Below are 23,527 nucleotides of genomic sequence, written 5' to 3'. Positions count from 1 at the left end.
ATTATATTTATTGTTACCATATTGAAGGTGTTTTACACTTTTAAAAATTATTTTATTATAAGTTTATTTCTTTAAAAACATTTCGCCAACTTTATATATATCTCCAGCACCAACAGTTAGAACTAAATCTCCTGGAAGTAAAGTTTCTTTTAAATAGCTTACAATATCCTCAAAGCTATGAAAATTATTACAGGTTAATCCGTTATCTCTTAATTTATCGCCCAGCATTACAGAACTTATTATTCCTGTATCCTTTTCTCGTGCAGCATATATATCTGCTAAAATTATTTCGTCAGCTCCATGAAAACATTCCGTGAATTCCTTTAAAAGAGCATGAGTTCTAGTGTAAGTATGAGGTTGAAATACACAAAATATTCTATTATGTGGATAATTTTGTGATGCATTTAACGTAGCTCTTATTTCAGTAGGATGATGAGCATAATCATCTATGACAGTAATATCATCCTTAACACCTTTTAACTCAAATCTTCTATGAGTTCCGTGGAAACTTTTTAATCCTTCTATTATAGCTTCTGGGTTTATGTTTAAGGCTAAAGCTATAGAAATACTTCCTAAAGCGTTTAATACATTATGTTCTCCAGGAACATTAAGCTCTATAGAAAATAAAAATTCATTGTCTTGTATTACATCGAAAAAAGCACAGCCTTTTTCGTTATATACGATATTTTTACCTTGAATGATTCCTTTTTCTAATCCATAGGTTATTATATTACAATCTACAGTTTTTAAAACTTTATCTATATTACTGTCATCAGCGCAAGCAATTAGATATCCATCCTTTGGAATCATCTTTCCAAACTTTATAAAGGTATTTTGTATGTCATTTATATCTTTATAAAAATCTAGATGATCTTCATCAATATTTAAAATTACTCCAATATAAGGATAGAATTTTAAAAAGGATGCTTTATATTCACAGGCCTCTGTTATAAAATATTCGCTGTTTCCTGTTTTAACATTTCCTTTTATAATATCTAAATCTCCGCCTACTAAAATGGTAGGATCTAAATTTGCTTTTATAACTATATGAGATATCATAGAAGTAGTGGTGGTTTTACCATGGGTGCCTGAAACTGCAATGTTATACTTATGACCTTTCATAAGATTTCCCAAAAATTCAGCTCTATCCATCAAAGGTATGCCTAACTCTGTTGCTTTTAAGAGCTCTGGGTTATCCTCTGAAATAGCTGCAGTATATACTACCATACCTACAGTATAATCTAAATTTTCTTTTTTATGACCTATATGGATTTCTGCTCCTTTTCTTTCTAACATGTTAGTTATATATGAACTATTCATATCTGAACCTGATATTTTATAGCCTTTTTCTAATAGTATTTCAGCAATACCGCTCATACTTATTCCGCCTATGCCAATAAAATGAATTTTTTTATTCTCACTTTGTATAAATTCAAAAGACAAAATAATCAACTCCTTAAAAAATTAACTCCATTTAATAATTATATACAAAAACGGAGGAAAAAAACACTTTATTATTATTTTATATGGAAAAGTTGTATAAAACATTGATTATGAAAAGTATTTAGAATAAAATAAGAATAATAAGGCATTTTATTAATAAAATAATTCGTAAAAATAATGGATAGGTGATGTAAAATGGAGAAGTTTACAAGAAATCAAAGAATATCAGCAATTACAAAAATATTAATGGAAAATCCCAATAAAATAATAAATTTAAATACATTTACAGAAAAGTTTAATGCAGCAAAATCTACAATAAGCGAAGATTTAATTGCAATAAAAGATATTTTATCAAGACTTGACATGGGGAAGGTAGAAACTATATCAGGGGCAGCAGGAGGAGTAAAATACGTTTGTGGTATATCAAAGGAAGATAGTAGAAAATTTGTTGAAGAATTATGTATGATTTTAAAAGATAGAGAAAGAATAATACCAGGAAACTTTCTTTATGTTACAGATTTAGTTTTTAATCCGTACATTATTCAAAGGGCGGGACTTATTTTGGCTTCAGCTTTTAATAAATTAGATGTAAATTATGTAGTTACAGTAGAAACTAAAGGAATACCTTTAGCTTATGAAGTAGCTAAAATGTTGGGTGTTCAGCTAGTGGTAGTTAGAAGAGAAACAAAGGTAACGGAAGGATCTACTGTTACAATAAACTATGTATCTGGATCTACTAATAGAATACAAAACATGTCTTTGCCTAAAAAATCAATAAAAAGCAAAAGCAATTGCATATTTATAGATGATTTTATGAAAGCAGGGGGCACTGCCTATGGCATAATCGATTTATTAAAAGAGTTTGATAGTAAGCTTGTCGGCATAGGTGTTTTGATAGATAATATAAGCATTGATAAGAAGTTAGTGAACGAATATGTATCTATTGTAGATTTTGCGGGACTTGACGAGAGCAATAATGCTATATTATATCCTTCTGAAAAAATTAAATTATAAAAGATTTATAATTTTTTGAAAATAAAGAAGGAAAAATGAAAATAATATAGAATACTATAATGTACATAAGCATCTTGGAGGTGGATTAACTATGGAAATTACAGATGTAAGAGTTAGAAAGATTGCTGCTGAAGGAAAGATGAAAGCCATTGTATCGGTAACCTTTGATAATGAATTTGTTGTTCATGATATTAAGGTGATTGAGGGTCAAAATGGTTTGTTTATAGCTATGCCAAGCAGGAAGACCCCAGACGGTGAATTTAAAGACATAGCTCATCCAATAAATACACAAACAAGAGAAAGAATTCAAAAAGCAATTTTAGATCAGTACGAAAAAGTTAAGGATGAGACAGTAGAAGAAGTAGAACAATAAAAAAAGGAGTAGCAATACTCCTTTTTGCATTTGGGAATTTTCTGAATTTGTCTTATAAGGTTGAAATTAGTTATTATATAAAATATAATTAAATAGTAAAATAAAAGACCTTGAAGAGGTGATAAAATGTATAGTTGTGCTGTTATACTAGCAGCTGGAGAAGGAAAGAGAATGAAATCCACTACACCAAAGGTATTGCATAAAGCTTGTGGTAAAGAAATGATAAATCACGTTATAGACACTTTAAGAGAATCAGGTATAGATGATGTAGATATAATTATTGGAAATGGTGCAGAACAAGTAAAGAAAAACACCATGTCAAGAAATGTAAGTTATTCACTTCAAGAAAAACAGTTAGGGACAGGTCATGCGGTAAAATGTGCAAAAGATTTTTTACAAGGTAAAAAGGGGATTGTTGCAATTTTTACTGGAGATGCTCCTTTAATTACACCTGACACTGTAAAAAGACTTATAGCTTTTCATAAAGAAAAAAATTATAAAGGGACAATACTCACTTCAATAGTCGAAAATCCCTATGGTTACGGAAGAGTAATTAGAGAAGAAAATGGTGAAGTAAGAAAAATAGTAGAGCATAAAGATTGTTCTATAGAAGAGTTAAAATTAAATGAGATTAATGCAGGCATGTATTGTTTTGACATAGATGCTCTTTTAGGTAGCTTAAATAATCTATCTAACAATAATGCTCAAGAAGAATACTATCTAACAGATGTTATTGAAATATTAAAAGCTAAAGGGGAAAAATTAGGAGCCATACCTATTCCTTTTGAAGAAACAATGGGAGTTAATTCTAGAGTTCAGCTAGCAGAAGTAGAACAGATTATGAGAAGAAGAATTAACCATAAACACATGGACAATGGTGTAACAATTTTAGACCCGAATAATACTTATATAGAAACGGATGTACTAATAGGAAATGACACTATTATATATCCTGGAAATGTGATAGAGGGTAAAACAATAATTAAGGAAAATTGTGTGTTGTATCCTAATTGTAGAATTAAAGATACCACAATAGAATGTGGGGTTACTATCCAAGAATCAGTTATACTAGAAAGTCATATAGGTGATAATACTACAGTAGGTCCTTTTGCGTATATAAGACCAGAAAGCGTAATTGGAAAATCTGTAAGGGTAGGAGATTTTGTGGAAATAAAAAAATCTACTATAGGTGATCATACGAAAGTATCCCATTTAACTTATATAGGTGATGCGGAAGTAGGAGAAAACTGCAACTTTGGTTGCGGTACTGTAGTAGTTAATTATGATGGAAAGAAGAAATATAAGACAATTGTTGGTGATAATGTTTTCATAGGATGTAATACAAATCTTGTATCACCAGTAAAGGTTAACGATAACTCTTATATTGCGGCAGGTTCGACTATAACAGAAGAAGTGCCAAAAGATGCTTTAGCTATAGCTAGAGCAAAACAGGTAAATAAAGAAGGTTGGGTTACTAAAAAAGCATTAAAAAAATAGTACTAAGGAGGTTTACTCAGATATGAGTGAAAGCAAAGGTTTTAAAATTTTTACAGGTAATGCACATCCAAAGCTAGCTAAGGATATTGCAGACATATTAGGAGTTCCACTAGGAGAGGCTAAGGTTTCAACATTTAGTGATGGAGAAATAAGTGTAGATATTGGTGAAACAGTAAGAGGAGTAGATGTATTCATAATACAACCTACAAATGAGCCTGTAAATGATAATTTAATGCAGCTTTTAATAATGATTGATGCATTTAGAAGAGCTTCCGCTGGAAGAATAACTGCTGTTATGCCTTACTATGGGTATGCAAGACAAGATAGAAAGGCAAAAGCTAGGGATCCAATTACAGCAAAGCTAGTTGCAGACATTCTTACAGCTGCAGGAGCAGATAGAGTGCTAACTATGGATTTACATGCATCTCAAATACAAGGATATTTTAATATTCCTGTAGACCACTTATTGGGAGTACCTATATTAGGAAAGTATTTTGCTGAAAATGGATTCGACCAAAGAGATGATGTAGTGGTAGTATCACCAGATTTAGGTAGCGTTACAAGAGCAAGAAAGTTTGCAGATAGACTTCACGCTCCTATAGCAATTATAGACAAAAGAAGACCGAGGCCAAATGTAGCAGAAGTTATGAATATCATTGGAGATATTAAAGGCAAAACTTGTATTTTAATAGATGATATGATTGATACTGCAGGTACCATTACTAATGGTGCAAATGCTTTAATGAAAATGGGAGCTAATGAAGTTTATGCTTGTTGCACACATTCAGTATTATCAGGTCCTGCTATAGAGAGAATAAATGAATCTGTTATTAAAGAACTGATAATGTTAAATACAATTGATCTTCCAGCTGCTAAAAGTAGCCCTAAGTTTAGAGTTTTGTCAGTAGCTCCAGTATTTGCTGAGGCTATAAAAAGAATATATGAGGAAATGTCAGTAAGTAAATTATTTGATTAATTAATGATTTTAAAGAACAGGTTTTTATAAAAAGGCCTGTTCTTTTATTTTTTTATTAATAATTATTACAAGTAGTAAATAATTTGTAACTTTTTAAGAATACACTATATACATGGGGTTAATCTATGGTAAATTTAAATTAGTAAAAACATATTAGGAGGAACAAAAATGGAAGGTAAAATAGCTAAAGTTTTAATTGTTGATGATGACAACAATATCTGTCAAGTAATAAAGTTGTATCTTGAAAATTCTGGGTATGCAACAAGGGTAAGTAATAACGGAAAAGAAGCTCAAAGTGTTTTTTTAGAGTATAAACCGGATTTAGTTTTATTGGATATAATGTTACCAGGCATAGATGGTATAGATATATTAAAGTGGATTAGGAAAGAATACGAGACACCAGTAATAATGCTTACAGCAAAGGGCGAAACCTTTGATAAAGTTTTAGGGTTAGAATTAGGTGCTGATGATTATATAGTAAAACCTTTTGAACCTAAAGAGCTATTAGCTAGAATTAAAGCGGTTTTAAGGAGATATAATTCAGAGGGAGACAATAAGGAAGCTTTGAAATTTGAAGATTTAACTATAGATATAAATTCTTATACTGTGGTATACAATGGAGATGAGATAAAAATGCCTCCAAAAGAGTTTGAACTTTTATACTATTTAGCTAGCAATAAAAATAGGGTTTTTACAAGGGAACAGTTATTATGTGAAGTTTGGGGTTATGATTATCCTGGAGATTCTAGAACTGTGGATGTTCACATAAAGAGAATAAGAGAAAAGCTTGAGAAGGGATTAAACTGGCAGATAGAAACAGTCTGGGGGGTTGGATATAAATTCGAGGTGAAATAAAATGAAAAAGAGTTTATTTTCAAAACTGGTTATTACCTTTGCAACTATTATTACTCTTAGTTTTGTAATAACTGCTGCTTTCTTATCCTACTGGTTTGAAGGATATTATTTTGAACAAAGAAAAACTCAGCTTTTAAATGAATGTGAATATATAGGTGTTACTGCAGTTAAATATTTAAATGGAAGTTTATCTTATCAAAGAATGGAAGAACTATTGCAGAGCATGGGGAGTTATCTTTATACAGATATATGGCTTGCTGATAACTATGGTATTGTATATGCAGTTTCTAGTAAAGGTAATAGTGAGTTAATAGGAAAACAAATATTAAGTGAAGAGCTAAGAGAACTTAGAATTGGAAAGAGTGTAGAAAAAAGAGATGGTTATAGCAGTGTATTTAAAGGACCAGTACATACCTATATGGTTCCTATATTATATAAAGATGTATTTAGAGGATCTATTATAATGCACACTTCCATTGGAGAGATAAAAGAACCCTTAGAGAGATTTTACGAAATAATATGGGCCTCTGCGTCCCTAGCTATAATCATATCAGTAATAGTTATATACTATTTTTCGCAAAAGATAATTATTAAACCTTTAGGTAAAATAAATCATGTTGCGGATAAAATATCTAAAGGAGAAGTTGATAAAAGAGTATATGTAAATTCACAAGACGAGATAGGGGATTTGGCTAATTCTTTTAATCTAATGGCAGAATCCTTAGAAAAGATAGAAGACAATAGAAGGCAATTTATATCTAATGTATCTCACGAGATAAGATCTCCACTTACATCTATAAAAGGATTTATCGGAGGGATACTTGATGGAGTAATTCCTAGAGAAAATGAAAAATATTATCTTTCTTTAGCTTATGACGAAACACAAAGACTTACAAGGCTGGTAAATGACCTTCTAGATTTGTCGGCAATTGAAGCAGGACAGCTTAAATTGAGAATAGAAGAAGTGAACATAAATGAAATAATAAGAATTACAGTTATTAAATACGAGCAAGCTATAAAAAATAAAAAGATTAATGTAGATGTATGTTTACAATATGATGATTTATATGTAATAGGAGATAAGGATAGGCTTATTCAAATTGTCACTAATTTAATTGATAATGCTATAAAATATACTAATGAAGGCGGAAGCATAGAAGTAATGACAAGGGTTAAAGGAGATAAGGTATATGTATCTGTTTTTAACTCAGGAGAAAAGATTAAGGATGAAGACTTAAAACAGATATGGACTAGATTTTATAAGGCTGATAAAGCAAGGTCATCTAAAATAAGTACAGGACTAGGACTTTCTATTGTAAGAAGCATTTTAACTCAATTAGGAGAAGATGTATGGGTAGAAAATAAAGATAACGGAGTAATGTTCATTTTTTCTTTAAAGAAAATATAAGAATTCATTACAGTTTATTCATAGCTAAGTAAAAATTATAAATTATAATGAATTTATAATTAGGAGGTGGATTTTAGATGGATGATTATAAATTTAATGAAGTAAAAGACGTGCGTTGGGAAAGTATAAATCCTGAAGATGGAAATATTAAGTTTAGAAAGAATAAAAAGAAGTCATTTTTCGGTGGTTTTTTAAAGGCTATTATATTTATAATAATTGCTTCCATATCAGGAGGAATATCTGGGGCCTATGTAGTTAACAACATATATAACTCTAATGGAGGGAAATATGTTATTCCTCAAAAAAATGAGAGCTATACTGGAGATACTTTAAAAAGTAGCAATTTATATGGCAGTGCTATTAATAAAATTGCAGATAATGTAGGACCAGCGGTAGTAGGAGTGAGCAATACAGGAGAAAGCTTTTGGGGAACTGTAGATAAGGGCATAGGCTCAGGAATTATATTTGATTCAAATGGATATATAGTTACAAACTATCATGTAATTGAAGGTGCCGCAAAGGTAACTGTAAAATTATCCAATGGGAAGGTTTTCCCAGCGAAATTAGTAGGTTATGATAAAAGATCAGACATTGCTGTTATAAAAATTGAAGGAACAAATTTACCAGTAGCTACATTCGGAGATTCAACAAAGGTAAGAGTTGGAGATTTAGCTGTAGCTATAGGAAATCCACTAGGAGAGGAATTTGCAGGTTCTGTTACTGCTGGTATTATAAGTGCATTAAATAGAACTATGAAATATGATGGAGCCATTTATAAAGTACTTCAAACAGATGCTGCAATAAATCCTGGAAATAGTGGAGGACCCTTAGTAAATGAAAATGGTGAAGTAATAGGAATTAATAGCTTGAAAATAGGCTCAGAGGCTAATGCAGAAGGAATGGGCTTTGCTATAGCTATAAATGAAGCTAAGACAATTATAGATGCTTTAATGAATGACGGTAAGGTAAAGAGGCCAGCATTAGGAGTGCTAGGTCAAACTGTAAGCTCTAGAGATGGAAGTATAAAAGGATTTTATGTAAATCAAGTTATAGAGGCTTCTGGAGCTGCTGCAGCAGGAATGAAACCTACCGATATAATAATAGAAATAGATAAACAAAAGGTAGAAAGCTTTGAAGATTTAGCAGAGGCTTTAGATAAACACAAAATAGGTGATAGCGTATCCTGCAAGATATGGAGAGATGGAGCTACTGTGGAATTAAACATAACTTTGAAAGAAGTTAAAGAAGCAAATAGGTAATAAAGGGACTTTTAAAGTCTCTTTATTATTTCAAGGTTTATAGTATAATAGTAATATTGTACAAATTATTTTTCGGAGGAAGGTAAGATGTTTTTAATAGTTGGACTAGGGAACCCAGGAAAAGAATATGCAAACACTAGGCATAATGTAGGATTTGATGCTGTTGATTTAATAGCTAATAGGTATAATGTTGATATAAATAGGTTAAAATTTAGAGGAATGTATGGAGAAGGAAACATAGGTGGAAATAAAGTTATATTACTAAAGCCTACAACGTTTATGAATCTTAGTGGAGAAAGTGTAAGAGAAGTAGTAAACTTTTATAAAATTAAGAATGAAAACATTATAGTATTGTATGATGATGTAGATTTAGAGGTTGGTAGAATAAGAATTAGAGCAAAAGGGAGTTCTGGAGGGCATAATGGAATAAAAAGTATAATATACCATTTAGGTACAGAGGATTTTCCGAGGATAAAAATTGGAGTTGGAAAAGCTGAAAGGGATATGGTAAATCATGTGCTAGGAAGGTTCTCAAAAGAAGATAGAGAAATTGTTGATAAATGTATTAAAGTTTGTACAGATGCTACAGAAACTATAATAAAAGATAATGCGGAAAGTGCTATGAATAAATATAATAGTTTTAAAGCAGATTAATGTTTGATGAGGTGAATAATGAATGCGACTTAATGGGGTCTTAAAGCCTCTATTAGATAGTCTAGAATTTAAGGTTGTAAAAGATGGAATAAATGAAAAAAAATATCCCATTGGTGTATTTGGAGTTTCTGAATCCGCTAAAAGTTACATGGTAAAAGGAATATATGATCAAATTGATAAGCCGATATTGATACTAACCTCTAGTGATGTGGAAGCAAGAAATATGCAAGAGGATTTATTTTTATATGTCCCAGAGGTGTATTACTTTCCTACTAAGGAGGTAGTTTTTTATAACATAGATGCTATATCAGGAGATTTAAGATGGGAAAGATTGAAGGTAATAAAGAATATATTAGAACCTGGTAAGAAAATAATCATTGCTTCTATTGAATCCTTAGCTGCCTGCTATATACCTTTAAATTTATATAAAGAGCATATTTTTAAGTATTCTATTGGAGATACAGTAGATTTTAAGGAATTAGCTCAAAAACTAATACAATGTGGCTATGAAAGAGTGGATTTAGTAGATAGCAAAGGACAATTTTCTGTAAGAGGGGGAATATTAGATATTTATCCTCCTACGTCCGTAGAACCTTATAGAATAGAACTTTTCGGAGATGAAGTAGACTCTATTAGAAGTTTTAATTTAGAAACTCAAAGGAGTATAGATAAGGTTCAATTCTTGGAGATATTTCCGGCAAAAGAAATAATACTAACTAAAGAGAATATTGAAAAAGGCTATGCTACCATTGAAAAAGATTTACTAGAAGTATTAAAGACCATAAAAGAAAAAGAAACTTGTGATAAGTTAAAAGCTACTATTTATAAAAACCTGGAAAGTTTAAAAGAAAATTGGCAATTTGAAACTATGGATAGCTATTTACCATATTTTTATGATAACCTTTCTTCATTTTTGGACTTCTTTAAAGAGTGGTTTGTAATAATAGATGATCTTCAAAGATGCATGGGTAAAATAGAGAGTACTTATTTTGAGTTTGAAGAAAATTACATGAGCTTTCTTCAAAGAGGAGATATACTTCCAAAGCAATCCTCTTTGTTAGTTTATAAAGAAGATTTAATAAATGGCTTAGAGAAGGAAAAAATTATTACTTTAAGTGGCATACCGAAATCTACAAGTATATTACAGCCAAGACTTATAGCTAACTTTCAGCAGATTACACTGCATAACTATCAAGGGCAATTAGATTTGTTAATAGAGGATATTAAGTATAGAAAGTCCCAAGGATATAAAACAATAATACTTTCAGGTACAAGGCCTAGGGGAGAAAGATTAGTTAATACTTTAAGAGAAAGAGGGATAGAGAGCTCTTACAAGGATATAATTAATGAAATTTTACCAGGAGAAGTAATAATAACTTTTGGTAGTCAAATAAAAGGATATGAATACCCCAATTTAAAAATCTCAATTATTTCTGACAAGGAAGTATTTGGAGAAGCAAAAAAGAAAAATTCAAAAAAGTTTAATAAAAAAGGACTAAGTAAAATAAGGAGTTTCTCCGAGCTTAAACCAGGGGATTACATAGTTCACGTAAACCATGGAATAGGTGTATATAATGGCATAAGACAATTAGATATAGGAGGACATAAGAAAGATTATCTAGAGCTTACTTATCATGCAGAAGATAAACTATATGTTCCCGTAGAACAACTAGATATGGTTCAAAAGTATATAGGCGGAGAGGGAATTTCTCCTAAAATAAATAAATTAGGTGGTTCTGAATGGGTTAAAGCAAAAACTAAGGCTCAAAAATCTATAGAAGAAATAGCACAGGACTTAGTAAACTTATATGCAGTAAGGTCTACACTTAAAGGGTATAGTTTTTCTAAGGATACTGTATGGCAAAAACAGTTTGAAGAGGAATTTCCATTTGAAGAAACTCCAGATCAGCTAACTGCAATAGGTGATATAAAAGTTGACATGGAATCAGATAAATCAATGGACAGACTTCTTTGTGGTGATGTAGGATATGGTAAAACAGAAGTTGCAATAAGGGCTGCTTTTAAATGTGTCATGGATGGAAAACAGGTAGCTTTTTTAGTACCAACCACTATACTTGCTCAGCAGCATTATAATAATTTAATGCAAAGATTTTCTGACTTCCCGGTAAAAATTGATATGATAAGTAGATTTAGGACTCCTGCCCAGCAAAAAGAAACCATAAAATCTGTTAAGGCTGGAAACCTAGACATATTAATTGGAACTCATAGAATTCTCCAAAGAGATATAGAGTTTAAAGATTTAGGGCTATTAATAATAGACGAGGAACAGAGATTTGGTGTAAAACATAAGGAAAAAATAAAGGAATTTAAGAAGAATGTAGATGTGTTGACCTTAAGTGCAACGCCTATACCTAGAACTCTCCATATGTCCTTGGTAGGAGTAAGAGATATTAGTGTAATAGAAACTCCACCTGAGGAGAGATATCCTATACAAACCTATGTAGTAGAGTATAATGACCAATTGATAAGAGATGCCATACTTAGAGAAGTAAATAGGGGAGGACAGGTGTACTTTGTATATAATAGAGTTGAGAACATACAGGACATGTCATCGTATTTAGCTAAGCTCATGCCAGAGATAAGGATAGGTGTGGCTCATGGACAAATGAAGGAAAGAGAATTAGAAACGGTTATAATGGATTTCATTAAAAATGAGTACGATGTTTTACTAGCTACTACAATAATAGAAACAGGAATGGATATTCACAATGTAAACACAATAATTATTTACGATTCAGATAAAATGGGATTATCTCAGCTATATCAATTAAGAGGTAGAGTGGGTAGAAGCAATAGAATAGCCTATTGTTATTTAACCTATAAAAAGGATAAAATACTAACAGAAGTAGCAGAGAAAAGATTAAAGGCCATAAAAGAATTCACAGAATTGGGCTCAGGATTTAAAATTGCTCTAAAAGATTTAGAAATCAGAGGGGCAGGAAGTATGATGGGATCTTCGCAGCATGGTCACATGTCATCTATTGGATATGACTTATATTGTAGAATGTTAGAAGAAACTATAAGGTTACTAAAAGGAGAGATAGATAAGGAACCTATTGAAACTTCTGTGGAGATAAAAGTAGATGCATATATTCCAGAGACATATATAGAAGATGAAACTCAAAAGATAGAAGTTTATAAAAAAATTGCATCTATTAATAGTTATGAGGACTTTTTGGATATACAAGAAGAATTGGAAGATAGATTTTCCAATATACCTAATTCCGTAGAAAACTTAATGGATATAGCTTATATAAGAAGTGTTGCAAAGTCACTTGGAATAGAGGAAATAAAAGAAAAGGGCAATGAGATTACTATCCAGTTTGAGAAGATGGAAAGATTAAATGATTCTATAAGAAAAGCTGTAAAAAGCAACTATAATAAAATTTTAAGCTTCAGATTTAGTCAAAAGCCAGAATTAGTATATAGTATAAATAATATAAAAAAGGAAGATTTATTGCCTAAACTAAAGGAGTTTATACTGTTTATAAAGAATCAATGCAATTAATTAAACTTATTTGCATTGTATTAACCAAATATATTATAATTAAAAAAGATTAAAAAGAGTGGGGGAATAGTAGTGAAGAACGTAAAAAAGTTAATCATATCATCCTTAGTAGCACTAATGACCTTTTCAGCAGTAGGATGTAGCATGATTGAAAAAACGCCAGAGGCAATTAAAAAGAGTGTGGTTGCAAAGGTTAATGATAAAACTATAACTAGAGAAGAATTGGATTTAAATCCTTTAGTTTCTGAGCAAATTGCAGCAATGAAAGAACAATATGGAGACAACTACATTAATAATCCAGAAGCTAAACAAGAGATGTTAGAGTTTAAGAAACAAGTAATTGAACAAATGGCTACAGAAGAATTAATACTTCAAAAGGCAAAAGAATTAAAAGTAGATGAAAACAAAGTAAAGGAAGAAGTGGAAAAAACTTTAGATGACATTGTAAAAGCAAATTTTGAAGGTAATAAGGAAAAGTTTAAAGAAGACCTAACTAAAATGGGAGTAACTGAAGACCAATTAAGAAACTTCTATAAAACGCAAATAACTATAGTGAAAGTAAGAGATGAAATAGTTAAAGATGTAGTTGTAACTGATGATGTTGCAAAGAAGCATTATGACGAAAACATATATAGCTACTTGGAAAAGGATGCAAAATTTCACTCAGCTCACATTCTAGTGGATACGGAAGTTGAAGCTAAAACCATAAAGGATAAATTAAACAAAGGTGAAGACTTTGCTAAATTAGCAAAGGAGTTCTCAAAAGATGGTTCCAAGGAAAATGGTGGAGATTTAGGTGAAGCAGGTTATGGAGATTTTGTTAAACCTTTTGTAGATGCCGTAGTTAAGTTAAACAAAGGAGAAATATCTGAACCAGTACAAAGTCAATTTGGCTACCATATAATCAAGCTTATAGATAAAGAACCTATAACAATTAAAAAATACGACACTATAAAAGAAGAAATTAAGAAAAATTTATTATCCAGTCAGCAACAAACAGAATTTAATACTAAACTAGAAGGTTGGAAAAAAGAATCTAAAATAGAAGTTGAAAAATATGAGAAAAATTTAGTTTAAAAAAAAGTCCCGAAATTTTATTTCGGGACTTTTTTTAAATGACAATTGTGTATAAAATTTCATAAATAGAAAGATAATATTAATACAATTTGTAATATTAATTTAAGGGAGGAAAAAATTATGAAAGCTACAGGAATTGTTAGACGCATAGACGATTTGGGAAGAGTTGTCATTCCAAAAGAAATAAGAAGGACATTAAGAATAAGAGAGGGAGATCCTTTAGAGATATTTACTGATAGAGAAGGTGGAGTTATATTAAAAAAATATTCACCTATTGGTGAATTGACTGAGTTCTCAAAAGGTTACGCAGAATCCCTGCAGCAAGCGGCGGGAAACATAGTGGTTATATGCGATAGAGATAACATCATTTCTATAAGCGGAACATCAAAAAAAGAATACTTAGATAAAAAAATAAGTGGAGATTTGGAAAAGATTATAGATGAGCGTAAAACAGTACAATACAAGCAAGATTCAGAATATATAGCACTTTATGATGATGAGGAACCTGGTGATAAATATAAAGGGCAGGTTATATCTCCTATAATAGCAGAAGGTGATGCAATTGGAGCTGTAATTATAGTTTCTAAAGATGAAGGTAAGAAACTTGGAGAAATAGAAATTAAATTAGCAGAAACTGCATCAGCCTTCTTAGGTAAACAAATGGAACAATAAATAAATGGTAGGCAAATTACTTAAATAAATGGTAGCATGTCTGCCATTTATTTTTATCCCATAAAAATTATTGACAAGAAAATATGAAAATATTCAATAAAAAGTAATATTACCACCGTTCTTTAAATAAATAATACTTAGAAGACTTTCGGAGGTAATAATTATGAAAAAGCAATCCTTATTAAAAGGTACTTTTATACTAGGAATATCAGGGGTTTTTGCTAAATTTTTAGGAATATTTTTTAGATGGCCCCTAATAATGCTCATAGGCGATGAAGGTATAGGATATTATCAGATGTCATATCCCTTATATTTATTTTTTATTGCAGTAGCTTCTGGAGTTCCTGTGGCTATATCTAAAATGGTGTCAGAAAGAAAAGCGTTAGGAGATAACGAAGGTATATTTCAAGTATTTAAGAAATCCATGCTACTTATGCTATTTATAGGGGGAGGATTTTCAGCCAGCATATTAATCTTGTCTAAGTATATAATATATTTTTTTAAGTGGGATGAAAAAGCGTATTTCTCATTGATAGCTATTGCAATGGCTCCTCTTTTTATTTCGATCATTGGTGCTTTTAGAGGTTTTTTTCAAGGCTTGCAAAATATGAATCCCTCTGCTGTATCTCAAATAATAGAACAGATTGGAAGGGTGGTATTCGGCATTGGACTAGCTTATTTATTATTACCTAAGGGAATAGAGTACGCCGCTGGCGGAGCAGCTTTTGGAGCCACTGCAGGGGGAATGCTAGGAGGTATATACCTATACAGCAAATATATTCGTATAAGAAAAGAGATTGGAGTAAAAAAGGTTAAGGATAATTTAGATATATTAAGTAAATTAATATACATATCCATTCCCATATCGGTAGGTGCTACCATAGGAAGCGTTATGGGGCTAGTGGACTCAATATTAGTACCACAAAAGCTCTTGCAGGGTGGATTTGATTATAAAGAGGCTACAATACTTTATGGGCAATTAACTGGTAAAGCTTCAGTACTTATAAATGTTCCATTAACCCTATCTATGTCTCTTTGTACATCTTTAGTTCCAATTATAGCAGAATGTTACATTCTTAATAGAAAATTTGAAGTTATGGAGAAAACACAGTTAGCAGTAAAAGTTGCTACAGTTATTTCTCTCCCATCATTTTTAGGATTGTTTTTCTTATCTGAACAAATAATGCAGCTATTGTTTCCAGGACATAGTGGAGGAGGAGATATATTAAAATATTCGGCTATAGCAATACCGTTTATTATATTAACGCAAACCTCTACAGCTATTATGCAAGGAGTGGGGAAATATTTTGCTCCGGTAATCCCCTTAATATTAGGTTGTATTATGAAGATTTTTTTAACGATGAAGTTAGTACCAATAAAGAGTATTAATGTTTATGGAGCCGTTATAAGCTCTATTGGAGGATATTTCGTGGTTGCAATTATGAATATATTATTATTAAAAATAATCCTAAAGGTTAGATTAAATTGGTATAATATATTTATAAAACCATTCATTGCATCTATAATTATGATATCGTCAGTTATGCTTATAAACTTTAGATTAAATATAGTAATTCAGAATGACAAGTTAACTTCTGTAATATCTATACTTTCAGGTGTGATAATATACGCTATACTAATTTTCGCAATGAGGATTTTTAACTTTGAATATTTTAGGGGGAAGATTTTACATAAGAAAAGGAGAGAGATAGATGATAAAAATTATAGGTTTAGGGCCAGGAAACAGTGATGCATTGACATTGGGAGTTATAAAAATACTTAAAGAGTATAAAGATATTTACCTAAGAACAGAGAAACATCCAGTGGTAGAATATATAAAAGGCCTAGAAGTTACTTTCGAAAGCTTTGACTATAAATATGATGAGATGAATAGTTTTGATAAAGTATATATGTCTATTGCTGAAGAGTTAGTAGAGAGACATGAAGTTTGTGAAAATCTAGTATATGCAGTGCCAGGACATCCATTAGTTGCGGAAAAGTCAGTAGATAATTTAATAAAGCTTTGTAAGGAAAAAAATGTAGAGTATAAGATATATCCAGCAGTAAGCTTTGTAGATGCCATAATTGAAAGTTTAGAAATAGATCCTATAAAAGGGTTAAAAATAATAGATGCCTTTGGACTAGAAGAAGGAATTTTAGATAGAAGGGTAAATACTATTATAACTCAGGTTTATAATAAGTTTATTGCTTCAGAGGTAAAATTAACATTGATGAACTATTATGGAGATGAAGAAGAAATATATTTTGTAAGAGCTGCAGGGATAAAGGAATTAGAGAGCATAAGAAAAATAAAGCTATATGAATTAGATAGACAAGAGGATATAGATTATTTGACTTCTGTATATATACCCAAAAACAAAAAAATTGTAGGAGATTTTAATGACCTATTGGACATAATGGGAAAATTAAGAGGAGAAAATGGATGCCCGTGGGATAAGGAACAGGATCATAATTCTTTAAAAAGGTATTTGATAGAAGAAACTTATGAAGTAATTGAAGCTATTGAAAAGTCCGACAGTAATATGATAGAAGAAGAGTTAGGCGATCTTCTTCTTCAAATTGTTTTTCATTCTCAGATAGGTAAGGAATTAGGGGATTTTAACATAATGGATGTAACAAGAGGAATTTGTGATAAAATGATTAAAAGACATCCTCATGTATTTAGTGATTTAAATGTTAACACATCTTCAGAGGTTTTAGATAATTGGGATAAAATAAAAAGAGAGAATAAGGGATTCAATTCCTATACGGAAGAATTACAGCATATAGCAAAGACACTACCAGCTTTAATGAGGGCTGAAAAGGTTCAAAGAAAAGCTGCTAAGGTAGGTTTTGACTGGAATGATATAGAGGATGCACTAGCTAAGGTTATGGAAGAATATTATGAGATAAAAGATGTATATAAAAGTAATAATAGGGCAAAAATATTAGAAGAAGTTGGAGATTTAATATTTTCTGTGGTAAATGTAGCAAGATTTCTTGACATAGACCCCGAATATGCATTAAATTATAGTATAGAGAAATTTATTCGTCGCTTTGGTTACATAGAAGAAACAGCGTCTAAAATGGAATTTGATTTAACACAAATGACATTAGAGGAGATGGATAAACTATGGGAAGAAGCGAAGAAACAATTTAATTTAGAAAATAAATAACTATTTCAGAAGGAATTTTAAAATCGATGAAGAATATGCTATTTTATAGTAAGTACGCTATTTTATAGCATACTCAATATTAAGGAGGTAAAGAAAGTGAACAAGGCAGAATTAATTACAAGTATGGCTGAAAAATCTAAATTAACTAAGAAAGATGCTGAAATACTTCTTAAAGCATTTATCGAATCAGTTGAAGAGTCTCTTGAAAAAGGTGAGAAGGTTCAATTGGTTGGATTTGGAACTTTTGAAACAAGAAAAAGAGCAGCTAGAATTGGAAGAAATCCAAAGACTAGAGAAGAAATCACTATACCTGAATCAACTGTTCCAGTATTCAAGCCAGGAAAAGAATTCAAGGATAAAGTTAATAAATAAGAATAATTATATTTTTCAAGAAACCTAGGTGTAAATCTGGGTTTTTTGTGTTTAAGAGAGATTAGGAGGGTTAACATGAGGTTAGATAAATATTTAAAAGTATCTAGGATTATAAAAAGAAGAACTGTAGCTAAAGAAGCTTGCGAAAATGGAAGAGTGTATATAAATGACAAAGTTGCAAAACCAGGTACAGAGGTTAAAGAAAATGATGTCATTGAAATTAAATATGCGGAAAAGTCATTAAAAGCAAAAATAATCAACATAGCCGAACATGTAAAAAAAGAAGATGCTAAAGAAATGTATGAGATATTGCCTGGAAGTGAAAACATAGAAGACTAGAGGAAACCTTTAGTCTTTTTCCTTTTTTATAATATAAGTCAAGTGCTATATGAATATATATAAGCATATAATATTATAAAGTTGGAGGTGAATTTCATGGAAAAGAAGGAAATTAAGTTAGAAGAAAAAAGTATTATGACAATGGAGAGCAGAAAACGACTTTCACTAAATGGAATTGTAGATGTATTTAGTTTCAATGAAGAACAAATTATTTTGAATACCATACTTGGGACTTTACATATAAAAGGCGATGGACTAAAGATGAATAAGCTAGACGTGCAAAACGGTGAGGTTATAATAAATGGTACAATAAATTCTTGCGTCTATACAAACAAGGAAAATAAAAAGGAAAAAGAAAAATTATTATCAAAGCTATTTAAGTAGGGAGTAAAAATGATAATATCTATAGAACATCAGGTTAATTTAGTTGTCTACAGTATAGCATCTGGGTTTTTAACTGGAGGACTATTTGACATTTATAGAATTATAAGAGGATTTGAAAATCCAAATAAAATAATAACGTATATACAAGATATATTATTCTGGATTTTGTCTAGTATCTTAGTATTTATATTCTTGCTATATTTTAACTATGCTTATATTGGGTTTTATGTATATCTTTTTATTACAATGGGTATACTTTTATATTTGAAACTGATAAGTAATAAGTTTATAAAATTAACTTATATTGTTATAACTTTCCTAGGAAGGTTCTTGAGAATAATTAGAAATACCATATTGTTTCCAATGGAATTCATAATATATAAGATTAATAATAAAAAAGTAAAGTAAATTATAAAAATCACTTGAAGAAAAATTCAATTGCCATTAGAATATAACTAAAGGATAGCCAAAAACATAGAAAGGATATTTTGTTATATGAAAAAACGTAGTAAATTAAATAATCTGCTTTTTTGTGTAATAATAGTATATATATGTTTTGTTTTTGGCAAACAACAAATTACTATCAAAAATATAAAAAGCCAAATTGATGAAAAGAATTTGGAAGTTGAGAAACTGAAGGAAAAAAACAAAACTCTCCAGGAGGAAGTAGATATGAGCAAGTCGGATTCATATATAGAAAAGCTCGCAAGAGAAAAATTGAATTTGATTAAGCCTGGAGAAAATGCAGTTATCAATAATACAGATAAGTAATGCTTGTTATTTAAATTAATTAATATACATTTTTAAGGAGGAATTTTTTCAATATGACCTTAAAGGCTGGAAACATACTAGAAGGCACAGTAGTTAACATTACAGGCTTTGGAGCTTTTGTAGAAATCGAAGGCAAAACAGGCTTGGTACACATATCTGAAGTATCAGATAGTTACGTTAAAGACATAAGAAGTTTTTTAAAGGAAAAAGACAAAGTGAAGGTAAAAATAATTTCCGTTGATGATAATGGAAAGATAAGTTTATCTATGAAACAAGCAATGCCACTAAAGAAATCAGTCAGACCAATAGAAATTGATTGGGGAAAAGAAAAGGAAAAACAAGCTTCTCCAAAAGATTTTGAGGACAGAATGATGAAATTTATGAAGGAAAGTGAGGAAAGGCTTCAAGACATAAAAAAGAACCAAGATGCACGAAATCGTGGCTATAGAAAAAACTCAAGTTTTTAGTATATAAGAGGCTTTGCGGCCTCTTTTAATATATTTAAAAAAAAGTGTTGACATAGGTAAATAGTTAATATATAATAGACTATGTTGCAAGAAGTGCTAACACAAATGCCGAAGTGGCGGAACTGGCAGACGCACAGGACTTAAAATCCTGCGGTGCTAAAACACCGTACCGGTTCGATTCCGGTCTTCGGCACCAAATTTTAATATCGCGGGGTGGAGCAGTTGGCAGCTCGTCGGGCTCATAACCCGAAGGTCGTAGGTTCAAGTCCTGCCCCCGCAACCAAAAGTTAAATATGGCGGAATAGCTCAGCTGGCTAGAGCATTCGGTTCATACCCGAAGTGTCGTAGGTTCAAGTCCTATTTCCGCTACCATATATATGCCGAAGTGGCGGAACTGGCAGACGCACAGGACTTAAAATCCTGCGGTGCTAAAACACCGTACCGGTTCGATTCCGGTCTTCGGCACCAAATTTAATATCGCGGGGTGGAGCAGTTGGCAGCTCGTCGGGCTCATAACCCGAAGGTCGTAGGTTCAAGTCCTGCCCCCGCAACCAAAAATGAAATAAGGCGGAATAGCTCAGCTGGCTAGAGCATTCGGTTCATACCCGGAGTGTCGTAGGTTCAAGTCCTATTTCCGCTACCATAAGTAAGATTACCTTTTAAAAAAGGTAATCTTTTTGATTGTATAGAATTATTTTTATTTATTCTCATCAAACTTCAAATTTCCCCCAAAGTATAATTTTTATGTTAAAAGGTAAAGATATATGTCCTAAAAAAAATATTAACTATTCCTAATAAATGACATTTATTTCCATAACCCTTTGTTATAATTAAATAAAAACATAAGGGTGGTGGGATAAGTTATGCAATATGGAGCGGATATACTTCCATATCAAAGGATTAGAAATTTACATAAAGAAATACAAAAGAAAAAGATATTTAACATGACTTTGCCAATAAGATATGTATTATACTTTTTTAGTAGTATATTTATAAGCAGAGTAATTATGATTAATTTAATGGCTCCCTTTGGAATAGCATTTTTACTAGCTGGTACCATGAAAAGAGATAAAAAAATTCCTATTGTTATGGGTATAGGAACTATTTTGGGGTATATATCCATTTTTTATGCGGTAAAAAATATTTGGGTATATATAGTACAAGCATTAGCTGTAAGCGTATTTACATATTTTTATAAGGGAAAAAGCAAGAATAAAAAGTTGATTATTAGTATGAGTATCATATTTGTTCTATTAACTCTCTTTAATAGATTTGCTTTTCATGTTACTACAGTACTCTCAATTTTTAATGCTTTATTTGAATTGGCCTGCATATTCCCAATATATTATATTGTTAATTATTCTATAATATGCATGGAAGAGTATAGGAATAAATATTTATATAGTAGCGAGGAAATAATCAGTATTGCTATTACTTTATCTCTATTTATAGCTGGAACCTGGGGAATTAGCATATTTAACCTTTCCATAAGAAATATTGTAGCTCTTGCATTTGTTGTAATGATTGGATACGTAAAGGATTCCTCTACAGGGGGAGCTTGTGGAGTCGCCTTAGGAGCGATTATAGGTATATCTACTAATAACATGGTGGTATTTATAGGAACCTATGGAGTATGTGGGTTAATGGCTGGTATTTTTAAAGAAACGGGAAAATGGGCTAGTGGTATTGCTTATATTGTAATGTTTTCTATATTGAAACTCTACTCAGACATAGGAGTTCAGTTCCAAATGAAGGAAGCTTTGATAGCATTGTCTATGTATTATATGATTCCATTAAAGTATTATAAGAAAATGGAAGTAGAATTAGATTGGCAACTTAAGGGTGAAAATTTAAAGGAAAACTATGTGAATAATGTAAAGGAGATATTTAACGAGAAATTAAGTAACTTTTCACAGTTATTATTAGATATGAGAAAAACTATGGAGAGTTTAGCTAATAATGATAAACTAAGAATGAAAGGTAAAAGTAGTGCCTTAGTAGAAAATTTAGCTGACAGAGTTTGTAGTAGTTGTGATATGAGGAATATGTGCTGGAAGAGGGAAAGCTTTTATACCTATTCTGCCTTTTCAGAACTAATAGAGGGATATGAAAGTGGTAAGAAAAGCATACCAAGTGAATTAGAAAGAAAATGCGTAAAAAGATCTTATTTAATTGAAAACACAGAGAGCATTATGAAGAATTATATCATTGATGAAATGTGGAGAAAAAGTCTAAGTGAGTGCAGAGAGTACTTAGCTAATCAAATTGGCAATATTGCATATTCTGTAGAGGAAATTAACAAAAATATGGATGTAGATATTCAATTTGATAAGTATATAGAAAAAGATTTAAGGAGAATATTAAAGAAAAATAATATTTTGTATAATAATGTATTTTGTTATAACAATAGAAAAGATAGGATTGTAATAAAATTATCATTGATACCTTGTGGTGGTAAGCATAAATGTGTTAAAGAAATACTTCCTCTTATAAATTCCGTTACTGGAAAAGTAATGTGTGTTAGCAATGATGGATGTAATATTGATGAGTGCACTAAAAGTTGCAATCTTACTTTAGAAGAAACTCCTAAATACCATATAGCCTCGTACGTAGGTAGAATGTGTAAGGATGGAGAAAAGTTAAATGGAGATAGTTATGTTTTTGATAAAATGAAAGATGGTAACTACATTACATTAATAAGTGATGGTATGGGTTCAGGGCCAGAAGCTTGTCAAGAAAGTGGAGCGGCAGTTCAATTAATTCAAAAATTCTTGAAAACTGGATTTACGGAAATAAATGCAATTAATACTGTAAACTCATTGATGACAATAAAGTTTTCAGAGAATGAAAAGTTTTCGACAGTGGATTTAAGTAGCGTAGATCTTTATACAGGTAAGGCTGATTTTATGAAGGTAGGGGCAGTGCCAAGTTTTATAAAATCTAAGGATAAGGTAGATGTTATAAAATCTAAAACTTTACCTATAGGAGTGTTAGATAAAGTAGATGTTGACATTATAAGAAAACAAGTAAAAAATGGTGACATTTTAGTAATGTTAAGTGATGGGGTTTTAGATTATAATATTAAAGAAGCGGGAAAAGTAGATTGGATGTTAGACTACTTAAAAAATAGCAATTATAATAATCCAGAAGAATTATGTGAAGATATTATGAATAAAGCTAAAGAATTAAGTAATGGAAAAGTTAAAGACGATATGACTGTAATAGTTTCTAAGGTATATGCTTTATATTAATTTAAAAACC

General features: G+C 30.8%; 21 protein-coding genes and 6 tRNA genes. 26 read left to right on the top strand and 1 reads right to left on the bottom strand.

The annotated features are described in order from the left end of the window. Window positions 1-63: 63 nt before the first annotated feature. On the bottom strand, window positions 64-1,443 hold the full coding sequence (gene murC, locus ABDZ69_RS11265; protein ID WP_343769719.1) for a UDP-N-acetylmuramate--L-alanine ligase: 1,380 nt from the start codon (window positions 1,441-1,443) through the stop codon (window positions 64-66). A 195-nt stretch (window positions 1,444-1,638) separates the two neighbouring features. Here murC and purR point away from each other — a divergent pair, with 195 nt between their 5' ends. From purR to spoIIE, 26 genes are all read left to right on the top strand, one after another. After that, on the top strand, window positions 1,639-2,457 hold the full coding sequence (purR, locus tag ABDZ69_RS11260) for a pur operon repressor (RefSeq protein ID WP_343769718.1): 819 nt from the start codon (window positions 1,639-1,641) through the stop codon (window positions 2,455-2,457). A gap of 91 nt (window positions 2,458-2,548) precedes the next feature. Beyond that, window positions 2,549-2,830, top strand: coding sequence for a septation regulator SpoVG (spoVG, locus tag ABDZ69_RS11255; protein WP_343769716.1), 282 nt, complete (start codon window positions 2,549-2,551; stop codon window positions 2,828-2,830). A gap of 126 nt (window positions 2,831-2,956) precedes the next feature. Continuing rightward, window positions 2,957-4,327, top strand: a complete 1,371-nt coding sequence (gene glmU, locus ABDZ69_RS11250) for a bifunctional UDP-N-acetylglucosamine diphosphorylase/glucosamine-1-phosphate N-acetyltransferase GlmU (protein ID WP_343769714.1) — start codon at window positions 2,957-2,959, stop codon at window positions 4,325-4,327. Window positions 4,328-4,349: 22 nt separating this feature from the next. After that, on the top strand, window positions 4,350-5,303 hold the full coding sequence (locus ABDZ69_RS11245) for a ribose-phosphate pyrophosphokinase (RefSeq protein ID WP_343769712.1): 954 nt from the start codon (window positions 4,350-4,352) through the stop codon (window positions 5,301-5,303). Between the two features lie 168 nt (window positions 5,304-5,471). After that, window positions 5,472-6,158 carry a response regulator gene (locus ABDZ69_RS11240; protein ID WP_343769710.1) on the top strand — a complete coding sequence of 229 codons (687 nt, stop codon included), beginning with the start codon at window positions 5,472-5,474 and terminating at the stop codon, window positions 6,156-6,158. A 1-nt stretch (window position 6,159) separates the two neighbouring features. Further along, window positions 6,160-7,566, top strand: a complete 1,407-nt coding sequence (locus ABDZ69_RS11235; RefSeq protein ID WP_343769708.1) for a sensor histidine kinase — start codon at window positions 6,160-6,162, stop codon at window positions 7,564-7,566. A gap of 77 nt (window positions 7,567-7,643) precedes the next feature. Continuing rightward, window positions 7,644-8,825 carry a S1C family serine protease gene (locus tag ABDZ69_RS11230; protein ID WP_343769706.1) on the top strand — a complete coding sequence of 394 codons (1,182 nt, stop codon included), beginning with the start codon at window positions 7,644-7,646 and terminating at the stop codon, window positions 8,823-8,825. Window positions 8,826-8,912: 87 nt separating this feature from the next. Then, window positions 8,913-9,479, top strand: a complete 567-nt coding sequence (gene pth, locus ABDZ69_RS11225; protein ID WP_343769704.1) for an aminoacyl-tRNA hydrolase — start codon at window positions 8,913-8,915, stop codon at window positions 9,477-9,479. A 22-nt stretch (window positions 9,480-9,501) separates the two neighbouring features. Further along, the gene (gene mfd / locus ABDZ69_RS11220) at window positions 9,502-13,008 is read left to right on the top strand and encodes a transcription-repair coupling factor (RefSeq protein ID WP_343769703.1); all 3,507 of its coding nucleotides are present in this window, start codon (window positions 9,502-9,504) and stop codon (window positions 13,006-13,008) included. 72 nt (window positions 13,009-13,080) lie between these two features. After that, window positions 13,081-14,085 (top strand): peptidylprolyl isomerase, encoded by a 1,005-nt coding sequence (locus ABDZ69_RS11215; RefSeq protein ID WP_343769702.1) that lies wholly within the window; start codon window positions 13,081-13,083, stop codon window positions 14,083-14,085. 120 nt (window positions 14,086-14,205) lie between these two features. Next, a complete protein-coding gene (gene spoVT / locus ABDZ69_RS11210) occupies window positions 14,206-14,757 on the top strand; it encodes a stage V sporulation protein T (protein ID WP_343769701.1) in 552 nt (183 codons plus the stop codon). A 163-nt stretch (window positions 14,758-14,920) separates the two neighbouring features. Next, entirely contained in the window at window positions 14,921-16,507 is a 1,587-nt protein-coding gene (locus ABDZ69_RS11205; protein ID WP_343769699.1) for a putative polysaccharide biosynthesis protein, read from the top strand. After that, window positions 16,470-17,933: a bifunctional methyltransferase/pyrophosphohydrolase YabN gene (yabN, locus tag ABDZ69_RS11200; RefSeq protein WP_343769697.1), complete on the top strand. Its 1,464-nt coding sequence runs from the start codon at window positions 16,470-16,472 to the stop codon at window positions 17,931-17,933. Before ABDZ69_RS11205 ends, yabN begins: the two co-directional genes overlap by 38 nt. Before the next feature lie 78 nt (window positions 17,934-18,011). Then, a complete protein-coding gene (locus ABDZ69_RS11195; RefSeq protein ID WP_343769920.1) occupies window positions 18,012-18,305 on the top strand; it encodes an HU family DNA-binding protein in 294 nt (97 codons plus the stop codon). A gap of 75 nt (window positions 18,306-18,380) precedes the next feature. Further along, on the top strand, window positions 18,381-18,644 hold the full coding sequence (locus ABDZ69_RS11190; RefSeq protein ID WP_343769695.1) for an RNA-binding S4 domain-containing protein: 264 nt from the start codon (window positions 18,381-18,383) through the stop codon (window positions 18,642-18,644). A 96-nt stretch (window positions 18,645-18,740) separates the two neighbouring features. Next, on the top strand, window positions 18,741-19,028 hold the full coding sequence (gene yabP, locus ABDZ69_RS11185; protein WP_343769693.1) for a sporulation protein YabP: 288 nt from the start codon (window positions 18,741-18,743) through the stop codon (window positions 19,026-19,028). Between the two features lie 9 nt (window positions 19,029-19,037). Next, window positions 19,038-19,436: a spore cortex biosynthesis protein YabQ gene (yabQ, locus tag ABDZ69_RS11180; RefSeq protein WP_343769691.1), complete on the top strand. Its 399-nt coding sequence runs from the start codon at window positions 19,038-19,040 to the stop codon at window positions 19,434-19,436. A gap of 87 nt (window positions 19,437-19,523) precedes the next feature. After that, on the top strand, window positions 19,524-19,799 hold the full coding sequence (locus ABDZ69_RS11175) for an FtsB family cell division protein (protein ID WP_343769689.1): 276 nt from the start codon (window positions 19,524-19,526) through the stop codon (window positions 19,797-19,799). A gap of 53 nt (window positions 19,800-19,852) precedes the next feature. Then, complete coding sequence (locus ABDZ69_RS11170; RefSeq protein WP_343769687.1) at window positions 19,853-20,266, top strand: S1 domain-containing RNA-binding protein; 414 nt, start codon at window positions 19,853-19,855, stop codon at window positions 20,264-20,266. Between the two features lie 107 nt (window positions 20,267-20,373). Continuing rightward, window positions 20,374-20,462: transfer RNA gene (locus tag ABDZ69_RS11165), tRNA-Leu, on the top strand. A gap of 11 nt (window positions 20,463-20,473) precedes the next feature. Then, window positions 20,474-20,549 (top strand) — tRNA-Met (locus ABDZ69_RS11160). Window positions 20,550-20,561: 12 nt separating this feature from the next. Then, a tRNA-Met gene (locus ABDZ69_RS11155) sits at window positions 20,562-20,638 on the top strand. A gap of 7 nt (window positions 20,639-20,645) precedes the next feature. Beyond that, window positions 20,646-20,734: transfer RNA gene (locus ABDZ69_RS11150), tRNA-Leu, on the top strand. Between the two features lie 10 nt (window positions 20,735-20,744). Next, window positions 20,745-20,820: transfer RNA gene (locus ABDZ69_RS11145), tRNA-Met, on the top strand. A gap of 12 nt (window positions 20,821-20,832) precedes the next feature. Then, window positions 20,833-20,909: transfer RNA gene (locus ABDZ69_RS11140), tRNA-Met, on the top strand. A gap of 220 nt (window positions 20,910-21,129) precedes the next feature. Continuing rightward, window positions 21,130-23,517, top strand: a complete 2,388-nt coding sequence (spoIIE, locus tag ABDZ69_RS11135; protein WP_343769685.1) for a stage II sporulation protein E — start codon at window positions 21,130-21,132, stop codon at window positions 23,515-23,517. Window positions 23,518-23,527 lie beyond the last annotated feature (10 nt).

It is taken from the genome of Clostridium malenominatum (assembly GCF_039521365.1).
Classification (GTDB): domain Bacteria; phylum Bacillota; class Clostridia; order Clostridiales; family Clostridiaceae; genus Clostridium_AW; species Clostridium_AW malenominatum.
This window is presented reverse-complemented; position numbering and strand designations above follow the sequence as displayed.